Source organism: Variovorax sp. 679, from assembly GCF_003952185.1.
Classification (GTDB): Bacteria; Pseudomonadota; Gammaproteobacteria; order Burkholderiales; family Burkholderiaceae_C; genus Variovorax.
In genome coordinates this window covers 492,330-506,224 of the sequence record NZ_RXFS01000005.1, presented here as the reverse complement: position 1 = coordinate 506,224, position 13,895 = coordinate 492,330, and the positions used below count along the sequence as shown (strand labels likewise).

Annotated in this window: 13 protein-coding genes; 2 read left to right on the top strand and 11 right to left on the bottom strand. The window is 68.5% G+C overall.

Annotation, left to right across the window (positions count from 1 at the left end; genetic code table 11):
• Window positions 1–111 precede the first annotated feature (111 nt).
• Window positions 112–1,098, bottom strand: coding sequence for a tripartite tricarboxylate transporter substrate-binding protein (locus tag EJO71_RS15705; RefSeq protein WP_125949197.1), 987 nt, complete (start codon window positions 1,096–1,098; stop codon window positions 112–114).
• Window positions 1,099–1,286: 188 nt separating this feature from the next.
• Here EJO71_RS15705 and EJO71_RS15700 point away from each other — a divergent pair, with 188 nt between their 5' ends.
• A complete protein-coding gene (locus tag EJO71_RS15700; RefSeq protein ID WP_125949198.1) occupies window positions 1,287–1,835 on the top strand; it encodes a MarR family transcriptional regulator in 549 nt (182 codons plus the stop codon).
• Window position 1,836: 1 nt separating this feature from the next.
• Here the strand turns inward: EJO71_RS15700 and EJO71_RS15695 are convergent, their stop codons facing one another.
• On the bottom strand, window positions 1,837–2,184 hold the full coding sequence (locus EJO71_RS15695; protein WP_164546824.1) for a FlxA-like family protein: 348 nt from the start codon (window positions 2,182–2,184) through the stop codon (window positions 1,837–1,839).
• 145 nt (window positions 2,185–2,329) lie between these two features.
• Between EJO71_RS15695 and EJO71_RS15690 the strand changes: the two genes are divergently transcribed.
• A complete protein-coding gene (locus tag EJO71_RS15690) occupies window positions 2,330–2,776 on the top strand; it encodes a universal stress protein (RefSeq protein ID WP_125949200.1) in 447 nt (148 codons plus the stop codon).
• Window positions 2,777–3,008: 232 nt separating this feature from the next.
• On the opposite strand, the gene EJO71_RS15685 is transcribed toward EJO71_RS15690, so the two are convergent.
• The 9 genes from EJO71_RS15685 to kdpA all read right to left on the bottom strand — a co-directional run bounded on the left by EJO71_RS15685 (window position 3,009) and on the right by kdpA (window position 13,893).
• The gene (locus EJO71_RS15685) at window positions 3,009–3,857 is read right to left on the bottom strand and encodes a DUF1826 domain-containing protein (RefSeq protein ID WP_125949201.1); all 849 of its coding nucleotides are present in this window, start codon (window positions 3,855–3,857) and stop codon (window positions 3,009–3,011) included.
• Window positions 3,847–4,191, bottom strand: coding sequence for a hypothetical protein (locus EJO71_RS15680; RefSeq protein ID WP_125949202.1), 345 nt, complete (start codon window positions 4,189–4,191; stop codon window positions 3,847–3,849). Before EJO71_RS15680 ends, EJO71_RS15685 begins: the two co-directional genes overlap by 11 nt.
• 420 nt (window positions 4,192–4,611) lie before the next feature.
• Window positions 4,612–5,442, bottom strand: a complete 831-nt coding sequence (locus EJO71_RS15675; protein ID WP_240651408.1) for a TorF family putative porin — start codon at window positions 5,440–5,442, stop codon at window positions 4,612–4,614.
• A gap of 193 nt (window positions 5,443–5,635) precedes the next feature.
• Window positions 5,636–6,328: a two-component system response regulator KdpE gene (kdpE, locus tag EJO71_RS15670; protein WP_125949204.1), complete on the bottom strand. Its 693-nt coding sequence runs from the start codon at window positions 6,326–6,328 to the stop codon at window positions 5,636–5,638.
• 5 nt (window positions 6,329–6,333) lie between these two features.
• Complete coding sequence (locus EJO71_RS15665) at window positions 6,334–9,072, bottom strand: DUF4118 domain-containing protein (RefSeq protein ID WP_125949205.1); 2,739 nt, start codon at window positions 9,070–9,072, stop codon at window positions 6,334–6,336.
• 18 nt (window positions 9,073–9,090) lie between these two features.
• Entirely contained in the window at window positions 9,091–9,261 is a 171-nt protein-coding gene (locus EJO71_RS34345) for a hypothetical protein (protein WP_164546823.1), read from the bottom strand.
• A 130-nt stretch (window positions 9,262–9,391) separates the two neighbouring features.
• Window positions 9,392–9,964: a potassium-transporting ATPase subunit KdpC gene (kdpC, locus tag EJO71_RS15660; protein WP_125949206.1), complete on the bottom strand. Its 573-nt coding sequence runs from the start codon at window positions 9,962–9,964 to the stop codon at window positions 9,392–9,394.
• A gap of 13 nt (window positions 9,965–9,977) precedes the next feature.
• Complete coding sequence (gene kdpB / locus EJO71_RS15655) at window positions 9,978–12,077, bottom strand: potassium-transporting ATPase subunit KdpB (protein WP_125949207.1); 2,100 nt, start codon at window positions 12,075–12,077, stop codon at window positions 9,978–9,980.
• 10 nt (window positions 12,078–12,087) lie between these two features.
• Window positions 12,088–13,893, bottom strand: coding sequence for a potassium-transporting ATPase subunit KdpA (kdpA, locus tag EJO71_RS15650; RefSeq protein ID WP_125949208.1), 1,806 nt, complete (start codon window positions 13,891–13,893; stop codon window positions 12,088–12,090).
• Window positions 13,894–13,895: the final 2 nt, after the last annotated feature.

The window sequence follows — 13,895 nt, the reverse complement described above, 5'->3', positions numbered from 1 at the left end:
GGCCCGGTCCATTCGCAGGACACCGCGGAACCGGCTCCGCCGGGCCGCAGGTGTCGCCCCCGGCGAGGGGGTAGGCGAAGCGACACGAAGTGCGCGAAGCCTGGGGGAGTATCAAGGCTGGAAGCCTGAGCGGCGAACCACCGGCTCCCACTGCGCGCGATAGGTCTTCAGCATCTGCGCGGTCTCGGCCGCGTTGCTGACCACCGGCGTGATGAAGAGCGCGTCGGCCGCCTTCTGCAGGCCCGGGTCTTTCATGACGTCGCGGATCGAGTTGGCCAGCAACTGCACCCTGGCCGGCGCCATCGAGCTGGGCGCGAAGAAGGTGTTCCAGCCGTCGGCGTCGATCTTCATGCCGGCCTCGCGGAAGATCGGGATGTTGGGCGCGAAGCTCGCGCGCTTCTTGCCCGAGGTGGCGAGGATGCGGATCTTGCCGGCCACGTGCTGCGGATAGAGCGAGTCGAGCGTGTCGATGGCGATCGGCAGGCTGCCGCCGCTCAGGTCGGCCGCCAGCGGCGCCGAGCCGCCGTAGCCCTTGATCTGCGGCTGCACGCTAAGCGCGTCGCCCACCATCAGGCCGAAGAAGTGAGGCAGGCTGCCGGTGGCGGGCACGCCGAACACGGCCTCTTCCGGATGCGCCCAGAGCCGGCCCACCAGGAACATCGCTCGGTCGAGCTGGAGCTTCTGGCCGACCGCCAGCGCGAAGTCGTAGCTGCTGACCTGCGAGACGGGCACGAAGTCCTTGTCGGGGTCGTAGCCCGCGTCCTTGAACACCAGCGGCGCGACCACCATCACGGCGGGGTTGCCCAGCATCAGCACGTTCTGTCCTGCGGACGCGCGCTTCACTTCCTTGGCCGCGAGCCGTCCGCCCTCGCCCGGGCGGTTCTCCACGCTCACCGCGACGCCGAGCTTCGGCCCGAGCCGCTCGGCGATCAGCCGCGCGATGCGGTCGGTGCTGCCGCCCGGCGCGTAGCCGACCACGAGGGTGAGCGGCCCCCCGTCCAGCGCGGCGGGCGCCTGGGCGTGAGCCAGGGGAGCGCAGGCGGCAAGGGCCGTGGCTCCTGCCACGATGAGCTTGCGCCTGGAAAGAAGTGCGGGCATCGGATCTCCTGCGGACAGTGGTCGTGAACGGGAAGGCGCGGGTTTCACGGCGAAAATCGCGCGCCAAGACTGTTTCCGCTCGTTCAAATTTGTTACTGGTTTATACGTATGGGCAAACAGTTGATCTAATCCATCAACTGCCCGCCGAGGCGGGCGAACCACACTCCTCCGGTCCCTCCACCATCCGTATGCAACAAGCCTTTCCCGACGCAGGAGCGTTGCGCACGCCCCGTTCCCTGGACGACCTGCTGCTCTACCGCATGGCGCGCGCCGTGCGCGCGGGCAGCGGCATGGCGACGCGGCTGGTCGAGGGGGGCTTCGGCATCACGCGCCGCGAGTGGGGAATGATCGCCACGCTCGCGCAGGAGGGCGAGATGACCTCGTCGGCGCTGGCCGCGCACCTGCACCTGGACCGGGTGCGCACCTCGCGCGGGCTGCGCAGCCTGGTCGAGAAGAAACTGGTGCACCGGCGCCAGAACGCAGAGGACCGGCGCGAGGTGCATGTGCGGCTGAGCGCTTCGGGCCAGCAGCTGTTCGGCGGGCTGTTCCCTCGCATCGCCGGGCTCAACACCGAGCTGCTGGAAGGCATCGCGCCCGCGGACGTGGATGCCTTCCTGCGCTGCCTGCAACACCTGGAACAGCGCGGGGAACAGCTCCTCGCGCAAGGGGTGGTGGCGGAGAAGGCCGACCGGCGCTCCGGCGGCACGCGGCACCGGTGGCCCGAACGCGGGGGCTGAGTCAGGCCTCCACGTCCACGATGCCTCCGATGGAACCGTTGCGGCTGCCGTTGCCGGAGCGCTGCGAGGCAGTGGCGCTTTCTTCCATCGACGCCATGGCGCTCTTCTGGACGGCGCCCATGCGCAAGGCGTTCATCTGCTGCTGCAGCATGGCCAGCTGGGCCGCCAGCGCCTGAAGCTGCTGCTGGACCATCTTGCGCGCCTCGCCTTCGGGCGTGCTGAGCAGCAGGCCCTGCGTCTCCTTGATCTGCTTCTGCGTCGCCGTGATCTGGCGCTGGATCTTCGCGATCTCGGCGTTCACGTCGCCCCCGCTTCTCGCGCTGCCGGTTGCACCGATGGCATTCACCATTTCGATCCTCCTTGTCGTGTACGAGCACGAGTTATCGGCAGCCGGCGCGAAAAATGAAGGGTAGCCCGCCCCGGCTTGCATGGCCGCGATCGCGAACTAGACTGAAGTGTGGGCACCCGCGGTGCCGGGGGCCAAGGAGCCTGCCATGTACAAGCGTGTTCTTGTCGCAACCGACGGCTCGGCGCTGTCGGAGCAGGCGGTCAAGGCCGCCATCGACCTGGCCCTGCTGACCAATGCGGACCTGGTGAGCGTCACCGTCGCCCACATCGAGCCGGTCGGCTACTTCGAAGGCTCGATGATGCTGAGCCAGCGCGACATCCAGGAATCGCAGGCGCACACCGACCGGGCCGCGCAGCAGCTGGTCGACAGGGTGACGTCCACCGCGCTCGCCAAGGGCGTGCGCAGCGCCCAGGCCATCGTCATGCGGTCGAACCAGGTGGCCGAGGCCATCATCACGACAGCCAAGAACCAGCAGTGCGACCTGATCGTGATGGCCTCGCACGGACGCCGCAGCCTCGCGCGCCTGCTGATGGGCAGCGAGACGCTGCACGTGCTGACGCACTCGCACATTCCGGTGCTGGTGCTGCGCTGACGATCGCGCACCTGTTGCGGCGTGACCTTTCGCAGGCAGCCCATCAGCAGCTGGCTGGCCGGCGTCTGCGAACGGCCGTGCAGCGCGATGATGCCCACGGGCGGGAGTTCGATCGGCACGTCGATCTTCAGGACGCAGGGTTGAGCCGGGACCGGAACTTCTGCCGCGGACCGTACGCCGCAGTCAGGAAGAAGCGGAAATCGCGCGGGCGACTTCGGCCCGGAATGCGCCTTCATTGCTGCCGGCACCGGAAATCATCGTGAAGATGCGCACGCTCCTGGCGCAGTTCGCCGAGACGCAGCACGAAGCGATGCGACCAGGCGTTGCCCAATTGCGGCGAACGGTGCACAAGCCCCCGCTCACAGCCACCGGCATCCACGCTGCGGCCTTGCAGGAGCGCAACCGCCTGAAGCGGCATGCGCTCGAAAGGGCCTGCGAAGCCCTTCGGTGCCCGCAACGCCGCGCCTGCATGGCGGGATGCCACCCACTCCATGCCCAGGCCGCTGTAGCTGCACAGCAGATGCCGGCCGGCACATTCGGTGTGCCAGTCTTCATCGGCATCGCGGTCGCGGACCTGCAGCGCCAGATCCACCCGGGGGCTTCCGGTGATCAGCGCAAAGCGCGTGACCAGCATGTCGATGTCTGCCACGAGCGCATCCCGCTCGGGTCCGGCCGGCGTGCGCGACGCCTTGCATGCCGCGTGCAGCGCGGTTGCGGCATCGGCTGCGCGCAATTGCAGCCGGGCCGTGGGATGCCTGGCCAGGGGCAAGGCGTCCAGCCATGCCGCTATGGGTGCCTGCTGTGCGCGATTCCACAGCGCAAGGCTCACGCCCGGTTCGAGGATGCGCTCCAGCACATCGATCTCTTCGCCCAGCAGGACCTCCGGCGGCTGCCGAAGCCGCGATGCTTCCTGCCGGTTTGCCGGCGCAACCGGCTTCGCGGCGAAAGATCGCGAATCTGCCCGGGGTCTTGCGCCACCCGGAAGCCCCGACGGCGCAGCCCGGTTCGGGCAGCCGCGGACGAGCGTCCGGCCGGGAGCTATCGCCGAGTCGGCGAGCGCTCCCTCCAGTTCAGCCGCCATTGGCGATGCCGTAGCGCTGGAGATGTTCGCGCCAGCTCGTGAGGTGGCCTATTTCCCCATCGGGCGCGCATTCGAGAAGGCAGTGCATCACGCAGGCATAGCTCGCCAGCGGCAGGCGGATCAGGAGGCGGGCGCGCGGAGCGCCGCTCTCGCAGGTTGCATTCACGCGCATCAGGGGTTCGCAGCGCAATACGCCGGCGCCCTTGCATGCGGCGATGCCGCGCCGGACGCGGCACGCGTCCACCGATGGCACCGTGACATCGAGCACCTTGAAAGTCGTCTCGCACCTGGCACGCACGGTGCCTGCATATTCCCGATAAGCGGCGTAAGCCATGAAGTTCCTGCAATGGAAAAGAACACGCCCTCAGTATCGGGAGCGGCGTGTGAAAACGGTGTAAACAATGCAGCCGGAGATAGAAATGCCGCGTAAAAATCGCGGCTGGTACCCGGGCATTTGCGACTTGCAGGGGCGCGTTCACAAGGACTTCCGGAGCTTCACGGTGCGCCGCGACGATGCCCAGCCAGCGCGCCCCGCAATGGCCACAGGAAGCCAGCAGGATCCCGGCATCGCCACTGCTTTCAAGTCTTTCCTGTGCGGGATCGAGCAAGGGCGTGCCGCAGCAGGACCAATGCAGGCTCATGTCCGGCAAGGCGCGAGCCACCCGAACCCACGCCGCGGCGCGGAACCAGATCGTTTCTGCCGGAGGCATGGAATCCACGAAGGCACGCCATGGCGCGCCCGTCGCCTTCAGGTTCAGAGCGTCTTCGTCAACGTGAGGATGAAGCGCGTCTTGTTGGGTGAATATTGCTGTTGCGTGGAGAAGTAGCCGAAGTCGTACAGCGGTCCTGCCGCCGTGTTGTACGCGCTCTTCCTGTTCGCTCCCTGCACGGAACCGGTCAGCGACAGGCCTCCGCCGAAATCGTACGAAGCGCCGATGCTGTAGTCGACATAGCTCCTGTAGGGCGTGTTGTTCCGGATGTCGCTCGACAGGCTCGTGTAGCCGAGCGCGGCCTTCAGCGTGACCTTGGGCACGATCTCCTTGCTGTACGACAGGTTCAGGTAGCCGGTGTTGGTGCCCTTCAATCCCGAACCGGCCTTGTTGCCGGCAAAGTTGAAGTAGTCCTTCGACACCGTGTGCGAGTACTTGGCGGTGAACGAGCCGAGGGTTTCGTTGGCGTAGGTGCCCGCGACGTACAGCTCGGTGGTGTTGCCCGAGGAGTTGCCCGGGTAGATGTAGCTGAGCGCACCGACGTCCATGTCCAGCGGGCCGGCCTTGAACTTGTAGCCGCCGTACACGTCCATCTCGATGCTGTTGCCCTTGAGCCAGTTGACGCTGGAGTTCCAGTTGCCCACGTAGAAGCCGCTGTCGCCGAAGGCGTAGTCCAGGCCGCCCTGGATGGCGGGCTTGAAGCCCTTGGTCTTGGCGTAGTCGTTCTTGCCGATCATGTCCTGGTCCTGGCCACGGAACTTGTAGTTCGTGGTGATCGACACGTTGCCCGTCAGGTTCTGGGCGGGAGCTGCCGCAGACGCTGCTGCGGCGTCGGTCGTTGCAGTCTGCGCCAGGGCCGCGCCGGACGCGGTCAATGCGGCGACGAGTCCGAGCACGTGCTTCGCGGAGATGGTGGAGGTGGCCCGGCTGGGGATCTTTTTCATGAGGCAAGGTTGAGAAGAAACGGAAGCGCATAGCCTAGAAGTCGCCCCGTAAAAGCCTCGTAAAAAGTGATGCGGCGCGCATAAAGATTTCATCGCGGCCGCGCTTGCCGGGCACCGGCCAATGTCAGACAAACAGTCTGTAGCCCACCGCCGTCTCGGTCAGCAGATGGCGCGGCTGCGCAGGGTCGACTTCCAGCTTCTGGCGCAGGTGCCCCATGTAGATGCGCAGATAGTGGCTCTGCTCCGTATGCGCCGGTCCCCACACGGTGATCAGCAGCTGGCGTTGCGTCAGCACGCGTCCCGCGTTGGAGATCAGCACCGTCAGGAGACGGTATTCCGTCGGCGTGAGGTGCACTTCGGCACCGGCCCTTCGCACCAGCCGCGCGACGCGGTCGACCTCCACCTCGCCGAAGCGGAAGACGGACTCCGCCTCCTCGCTGCCGCCGATCGGGCGCGGCCGCCGCAGCGTGGCCCGCACGCGCGCGAGCAGCTCGCCGGCGCCGAAGGGCTTGGTAAGGTAGTCGTCGGCACCGGCATCCAGCGCCGTGATCTTGTCGGCCTCGCTGCTGCGTGCGGACAGCACGATGATCGGAACCGCCGACCATCGGCGCACGTCCTGGATGAGCGCAACGCCGTCGCCGTCCGGCAGCCCGAGATCGAGCACGAGCAGGTCGGGGCGGCGCGTTCCCGCAGCCGTCAGGCCTTCGCGCAGCGTGCCGGCCTCATGCACCTGCCAGCCTTCGGTTTCGAGCGCACCGCGCACGAACCGCCGGATCTGGGGTTCGTCTTCAATGACAACAGCAGTGTGGGAGGACATATCTTTCAGAGTTGAGCTTCCATGGACACGGGCGGAGCCCGCCGCGGCAACGTCACGACGAACTCCGCGCCACCGTCCCCTGCGTTCGAAGCGGTCACGTCGCCGCCATGCGCATTGACCACGGCCTTGCATATGGCAAGGCCCAGGCCGACGCCGGGCGTGGCGGACTCGGCCTGGCCGCGCGTGAACTTGTCGAACAGCGTCTGCTCGTGGCCCTTCACCACGGCCGGCAGGCCGGGGCCGTGGTCGCGCACGGTGAGCACTAGGGCGGCGTCGGTCACCTGCGCCGTCACCGCGATCGGCGGCGCACCGTACTTCGCCGCGTTTTCCAGAAGATTGACGAGCACGCGCTCGATGAGGACGGCATCGAACTCGACGAGCGGCAGATCCGCCGGCAGCACCGTCTGCACATGCACACCGGCCAGCGCGGCCTCGGCCGCCCGGATCGCGGACCCAAGGACCTCTTCCACCGATTGCCAGTCGCGGCGCAGGTTCACCGCGCCACCGGCAATGCCGCTTTCGAGGCGGGCCATGTCCAGCAGATTGCTGACCAGCGCGTGAAGCTGTCGCGCCTGCGAAACGATTGCCCGGGCCGCCTCCGCATGCTCTCCGGGCGGCAGCGTCTGCAGCGATTCGGCCAGCGCGATGAGCGCCGTGAGCGGCGTGCGCACGTCGTGCGAGATCGCACCGAGCAAGGCATTGCGCAGGCGCTCCGACTCCATTTCGACCACCGCCTGCTGCGCCACCTCGACGTAGTGCACGCGCTCCAGCGCGATGGCGATCTGCCGCGCGAGCGTCTCGAGCTGCTGCGCCTGCTCGGGAATCAGCAGCCAGCGGGGCTGTGCCGGCGACAGCGCCAGAACGCCCCGGACGCGCATCGGCGCGCGCAGCGGCACGTAGTGCCACGGCTGCGCCGCCAGCGTGGCGGTGGCCAGGCCAGCCGGCTGGCCCTGCCGGAACGACCAGTCGGCGACGGAGCCATCGAATCCGTCGGGCGATTGCGCCGGCATCACGAGACGGTCGTTTGCGTCCGTGACCAGCACCAGCGCTCGGCCGCCGAAATGACCTTCGACCGCCGCCGTGCCGAGTTCGACGACCTGCATGCTTTCGAGCGCCGCCGACAGCTCGCGGGTCAACTCGAACAGCGACTGCGCCCGCCGCTCGCGGCTGGCGGAAACGCCCGCGGCGAAGCGCAGCCCGGCGGTCAGTTGCCCCACCAGCAAGCCGACGGTGAGCATGACCGCGAAGGTCAGCACGTACTGCACGTCGCTCACCGCGAAAGAGAGACGCGGCGACACGAAGAAATAGTCGAAGGCCGCGACGTTGAGCAGTGCGGCCACGGCGGCCGGCCCTCGTCCGAACCACAGCGCGGCGCCGACGACGCCGAGCAGGAACAGCATCACGATGTTGGTCAGCTCGAGCACGTTCGACAGCGGCATCACGACCAGCGTGATGCCCACGCTGATCGCCGCGGTGAAGGCATAGCCGGGCCAGCGCGATCGCGGACGGTCGGTGTCATCCACGCTGTCGTCGGTTCGCCGGCCGGGGCGTGCATGGGCAAGGCGCCGCGAGCTTTCGGCCCGGGCCACTTCGACGATGTCGAGGCCCGGCGCATGCCGGGCGAGTTCGCGCGTCAGTGCGGCCGAAGGCCACCAGCGCTGCCAGCCGCCGGCCGGCTCGGCGCGCCCGACGACCAGCGTCGCGCAGTTGAGCCGCTGGGCTTGTGCCGCAAGCTCCACCGCGACATCGACGCCGGTCAGCACCGCGGTCACCGCGCCCAGTTCTTCCGCGAGCTTGAGCACGGCGAGGATGCGATCGCGCTCCGCGGCACCCAGCCGCTGCAGCCGGGGCGTCTCGACATACGCCGCATGCCAGCGCACGTTGAGCTGGCCCGCAAGCCGCGCAGCCGTGCGCACCGTCTGCGCCGCACCTTCATGCGGGCCGACGCACGCGAGGATCGCACCCGAGGTGTTCCAGGCCTGCAGGTCCCGGCCATGCCCGCCGGCGCCCGACTGCTCCACGCGCCAGCCGCGCACGTCGTCCTCCACGTGCTCGGCGGTGCGCCGCAGCGCGATCTCGCGCAACGCGATCAGGTTGCCCTTGCGGAAGAAGTTCTGCGCCGCGCGCTCGGCCTGCTGCGGCATGTAGACCTTGCCGGCCGCGAGCCGGGCCGTCAGCTCGTCGGGCGTGACGTCGACCAGCACCACCTCGTCGGCCTCGTCGAGCACGGTGTCGGGCACGGTCTCGTGCACGCGCACGCCGGTGATGGCGCCGACCGTGCCGTTGAGGCTTTCCAGATGCTGCACGTTGAGCGCGGACCACACCTCGATGCCCGCGGCCAGCAGCTCCTGCACGTCCTGCCAGCGCTTGGCGTGGCGCGAGCCGGGGGCGTTGGTGTGGGCCAGTTCGTCGACCAGCAGCACGGCGGGCTTGCGGGTCAATGCGGCGTCGAGGTCGAACTCGGCGAGGGTGCGGCCGCGGTAGTCCAGCTCGCGCAGCGGCAGTGCCTCCAGCCCCGCGAGCAGCGCGGCGGTTTCGCTGCGGCCGTGGGTCTCGACCACGCCGATCAGCACGTCGCGCCCCGCCGCGCGTTCGCGCTGCGCGGCGCTGAGCATCGCCCAGGTCTTGCCGACGCCCGCGCTGGCGCCGAAGTAGATGCGCAGCTTGCCGCGCTGGGCGCGCGCCTCGTCGCTGCGCAGTTGCGCAAGCAGGGCATCGGGGTCGGGACGCATGAAGTCTTGCATGGGCAACGCCGGCCGGGACTAGCGTTGCGCCGGATCCTTGCGCGGGGCGGCGTCATCCCTCTTCGGCTCCCGGCGCCTGGTGTCGTGCGAATGCCGGCGCGCGGTGCGGGACACGGCGAACCATGCAAAGCCCAGGGGAATGAACAGAACCGCCAACGCGCAGAGAACGTGGAACAGATCGATGGCCATGGCGCAGCCCTCACTCAGGAATCGCGCGCCTGCCAGCACCGGCTGGCATGGTCGCAGGGAACGGCAACGCCGGGGCCGTGGGAGGCCGGTGGCGCGTGGGCCGGTGCGGAGCAAGCCACCCCGATGCCCCTTACTTCGCCTTGTCGAGATCGATGTTCAGCGCGAGCACGTTGACGCGCGACTCGCCCAGGAAGCCCAGCAGCGGCTTCTGCGTGTTCCTGTCGATCAGCGACTGGACCTGGGTCAGGGTCAGGCCGCGCACGCGCGCCACGCGCGCCGCCTGGTACTGGGCGGCGGCCGGGCTGATGTCCGGATCGAGCCCGCTGGCCGAGGCCGTGACGAGGTCGACCGGCACCGGCGCCGTGTTGCCCGGATCGGCCGCGCGCAGCGCTTCCACGCGCGCCTTCACCGCATCGGTGAGCGCGGGGTTCAGCGGCCCCTGGTTCGAGCCGCCGGAGGCGCTCGCGTTGTAGGGCTGCGGCGCGGTGGCCGACGGGCGACCCCAGAAGTGCTTCGGATCGCTGAAGTTCTGGCCGATGAGCCTCGAGCCCACGGTCGTGCCGTCGAGCACGATCAGGCTGCCGTCCGCCTTCGCGGGGAACGCGGCCTTCGCCGCGCCGGTGACGGCCATGGGATAGATCAGGCCGGTGAGCGCGCTCAGCAGCACGAAGAGCACGAGCGCGGGACGAATGACGTTTTTCATGATGAAGTGCTCCTCAGATCAGATGGACGGCTACCAGCAGCCAGTCGATCAGCTTGATGCCGATGAAGGGGACGACCAGGCCGCCCAGGCCGTAGACGGCAAGGTTGCGGCGCAGCAGCGAGGCGGCGCCCACCGGCCGGTAGCGCACGCCCTTGAGCGCCAGCGGAATCAGGAACACGATCACCAGCGCGTTGAAGATCACCGCGCTCAGGATCGCCGACGACGGGCTCGCGAGCTGCATCACGTTGAGCGCGCCCAGCTGCGGATAGGTCGAGACGAAGATCGCCGGAATGATGGCGAAGTACTTCGCCACGTCGTTCGCGATCGAGAAGGTGGTGAGCGAGCCGCGCGTCATCAGCAGCGCCTTGCCGGTCTCCACCACCTCGAGCAGCTTGGTCGGGTTGGAGTCGAGGTCGACCATGTTGCCGGCCTCCTTCGCTGCCTGCGTGCCGCTGCCCATGGCCACGGCCACGTCGGCCTGCGCGAGCGCGGGGGCGTCGTTGGTGCCGTCGCCGGTCATGGCCACGAGCCGTCCTTCGGACTGGTACTGGCGGATCAGCGCGAGCTTGTCCTCTGGCGTGGCCTCGGCCAGGAAGTCGTCCACGCCGGCCTCGGCGGCGATGGCGGCGGCCGTGAGCTTGTTGTCGCCGGTGATCATCACCGTCTTGATGCCCATGCGGCGCAGCTCGGCGAAGCGCTCCTTGATGCCGGTCTTGACGATGTCCTTGAGCTCCACCATGCCGAGCACGCGGTTGCCCTCGGCCACGGCCAGCGGCGTGCTGCCGCGGCGTGCCGCTTCCTCGGCCGAGCGCAGCACCTCGGACGCCATCGTGCCGCCGAGCGCCTCGACATGACGGCGCACCGCGTCGACCGCGCCCTTGCGCATCTGGATCGGGTCGGCGTCCAGGCTGTTCGGCGCGGCCGGCAGGTCGGCACCGCTCATGCGGGTCTGCGCGGTGAAGGGCACGAAGTGCGCACCTTCGACGGGCGTGGCGTCCAGGCCGTCGCGGCGCGCGAGTTCGACGATGCTGCGCCCCTCGGGCGTCTCGTCGGCCAGCGATGCAAGCATGGCGGCGCGCGCGAGGCGGGCCTTGGTCACGCCGGGAGCCGGCAGGAAGGACGTGGCCTGGCGGTTGCCGTGCGTGATGGTGCCGGTCTTGTCGAGCAGCAGCACGTCGACGTCGCCGGCGGCTTCCACCGCGCGGCCCGAGGTGGCGATCACGTTGGCCTGCATCATGCGGCTCATGCCGGCCACGCCGATGGCCGACAGCAGGCCGCCGATGGTGGTCGGGATCAGGCACACCAGCAGCGCGACCAGCGCGGTGAGCGACACCACGGTGCCCGCATTGGACGCGCCGACGCTGAAGATCGAGAACGGCAGCAGCGTGGCGGTGACGATCAGGAAGACCAGCGTGAGAGCGACCAGCAGGATGGTGAGCGCGATCTCGTTCGGCGTCTTCTGGCGCTTGGCCGCCTCGACCATGGTGATCATGCGGTCGAGGAAGGATTCGCCCGGGTTCACCGAGACGCGCACCACCAGCCAGTCGGACAGCACGCGGGTGCCGCCGGTGACGGCCGAGAAGTCGCCGCCCGATTCGCGCACCACGGGCGCCGATTCGCCGGTGATGGCGCTTTCGTCGACCGAGGCCACGCCTTCGATGACTTCGCCGTCGAGCGGGATCACGTCGCCAGTCTCGACCAGCACGACGTCGCCCTTGCGCAGGTTGGGCGCCTGCTCCGGCAGCCACTGTGCACCGTGGTGCGGCTCATGCAGTTTCTTGGCCCAGGTGTCCTTGCGCAGGCCGCGCAGCGAGGCGGCCTGCGCCTTGCTGCGGCCTTCGGCCAGCGCTTCGGCGAAGTTCGCGAACAGCACGGTGAACCACAGCCAGATGGCCACGGCCAGCACGAAGGCGGGCTTCATGCCGGTGTCGCCCGGGAAGCTCAGCGCATGCACCCAGAGCACCGTCGTCAGGATGCTGCCGATGTAGACGATGAACATCACCGGGTTGCGCCACTGCACGCGCGGGCTCAGCTTGGTGACGGAGGCCCACAGCGCGGGCCGCAGCAGCGCGGCATCGAACAGCGAAAGGGAAGTATTGGTCTTGGTAGTCATGGTCCGGGCCTCACTTTGCCCACAGCATCAGGTGCTCGACGATCGGTCCGAGCGCGAGCGCCGGCACGTAGTTGAGCAAGCCCACCAGCAGCACGGTGCCGATCAGCAGCGTCACGAAGAGCGGCCCATGCGTGGGCATGGTGCCTGCCGTGACGGGAAGGCGCTTCTTGGCGGCGAGGGCACCGGCAATGGCCAGCACCGGCACGATCACGCCGAAGCGGCCGAACCACATCGCGACGGCCAGCAGCGCGTTGTAGAAGGGCGTGTTGGCCGACAGCCCCGCGAAGGCGCTGCCGTTGTTGTTGCCGGCCGAGGTCAGCGCATACAGGATTTCGGAGAAGCCGTGCGCGCCCGGGTTCGCGATGCCGGCCTTGCCGGCGTCCGCGATCACGGCCACCGCCGTACCGGCCAGCACCAGGATCGGCGTGACCAGGATCGCGATCGACGTCAGCTTCATCTCGTAGACCTCGATCTTCTTGCCGAGGTACTCTGGCGTGCGGCCGATCATCAGGCCCGCGATGAACACCGCCAGGATGGCGAAGATCAGCATGCTGTAGAGACCGGTGCCCACGCCGCCGAAGACCACCTCGCCGAGCTGCATCAGCACCATCGGAACCATGCCGCCGAGCGGGGTGAGCGAGTCGTGCATGGCGTTGACCGCGCCGCACGAGGCGGCCGTGGTGATGACGGCGAAGAGCGACGAGGCATCGATGCCGAAGCGCACCTCCTTGCCTTCCATGTTGCCGCCGCTTTGCAGCACGCCCGACAGCTGGTCCACGCCCAGCGGGGTCAGCAGCGGATTGCCGGCCTGCTCCGCGGGCGTGATGACCACCACGGCGACGACGAACATGACCGTCATCGCTGCGAGCACGGCCCAGCCCTGGCGCATGTCGCCCACCACGCGGCCGAAGGTGAAGCACAGCGCGGCCGGGATCAGGAAGATCGCGATCATCTGCAGCAGGTTGCTGAACGCCGTCGGGTTCTCGTACGGATGCGACGAGTTGGCGTTGAAGAAGCCGCCACCGTTGGTGCCCAGCATCTTGATGGCCTCCTGCGAAGCGACGGGGCCCATGGCGAGCGTCTGCGTCTTGGTGGTGGCGTCTTCCATCACCGGCTGGCCCTTCTCGTCCTTCAGGGGCTGGCCATCGGCGCCGTTCTTCGGCTGCTGGAAGGCGGTGGTCTCGAGCGTGCTCACTTCCTTGTAGCCGTCGAAGTTCTGGATCACGCCCTGGCCCGCGAGCAGCAGCGCGAGCACGAACGAGATCGGCACCAGCACCCACAGCGTGATGCGCGTGACGTCGGCCCAGAAGTTGCCGACGAAGCCCTTGCCGTCGGTGCGGCGCGCCGCGAAGCCACGCACCAGCGCGAACGCGACGGCGATGCCGGTGGCGGCGGAGAAGAAGTTCTGCACCGTGAGCCCGAGCATCTGCGTGAGATAGCTCATGGTGGACTCGCCGGCATAGCCCTGCCAGTTGGTGTTGGAGACGAAGCTCACGGCGGTGTTGAAGGCCGAGTCGGGCGACACGGCCGTCATGCCCGCCGGGTTGAGCGGCAGCCAGCCCTGCAGGCGCTGCAGCGCGTAGACGGCCAGTGCCCCGGTTGCATTGAATGCGAGCAGTGCAAAGGCGTAGCTGCGCCAGTGCATCGACTCCCCGGGCTGCGTGCCCGCGAGCTTGTAGAGCGGCGCCTCGACGCGCTGCATCCAGCGCGGAACGCGCTCGCCGCACAGCGCGGCGAGGAACTTGCCGATGGGCCAGGCCAGCATCAGCAAGACGACGAGATAGAGGGCCAGGAGCCCCCAGGCCGAGCTGTCCATGA

Bases quoted from the DNA above. Each gene is read 5' to 3' on its own strand.
- EJO71_RS15680 (WP_125949202.1), bottom strand. From the start codon at position 4,191: ATGGCTTACGCCGCTTATCGGGAATATGCAGGCACCGTGCGTGCCAGG.
- kdpC (WP_125949206.1), bottom strand. From the start codon at position 9,964: ATGAAAAACGTCATTCGTCCCGCGCTCGTGCTCTTCGTGCTGCTGAGC.
- EJO71_RS15665 (WP_125949205.1), bottom strand. From the start codon at position 9,072: ATGCAAGACTTCATGCGTCCCGACCCCGATGCCCTGCTTGCGCAACTG.
- EJO71_RS15690 (WP_125949200.1), top strand. From the start codon at position 2,330: ATGTACAAGCGTGTTCTTGTCGCAACCGACGGCTCGGCGCTGTCGGAG.
- EJO71_RS15705 (WP_125949197.1), bottom strand. From the start codon at position 1,098: ATGCCCGCACTTCTTTCCAGGCGCAAGCTCATCGTGGCAGGAGCCACG.
- kdpA (WP_125949208.1), bottom strand. From the start codon at position 13,893: ATGGACAGCTCGGCCTGGGGGCTCCTGGCCCTCTATCTCGTCGTCTTG.
- EJO71_RS34345 (WP_164546823.1), bottom strand. From the start codon at position 9,261: ATGGCCATCGATCTGTTCCACGTTCTCTGCGCGTTGGCGGTTCTGTTC.
- EJO71_RS15695 (WP_164546824.1), bottom strand. From the start codon at position 2,184: ATGGTGAATGCCATCGGTGCAACCGGCAGCGCGAGAAGCGGGGGCGAC.
- kdpE (WP_125949204.1), bottom strand. From the start codon at position 6,328: ATGTCCTCCCACACTGCTGTTGTCATTGAAGACGAACCCCAGATCCGG.
- kdpB (WP_125949207.1), bottom strand. From the start codon at position 12,077: ATGACTACCAAGACCAATACTTCCCTTTCGCTGTTCGATGCCGCGCTG.
- EJO71_RS15700 (WP_125949198.1), top strand. From the start codon at position 1,287: ATGCAACAAGCCTTTCCCGACGCAGGAGCGTTGCGCACGCCCCGTTCC.
- EJO71_RS15685 (WP_125949201.1), bottom strand. From the start codon at position 3,857: ATGGCGGCTGAACTGGAGGGAGCGCTCGCCGACTCGGCGATAGCTCCC.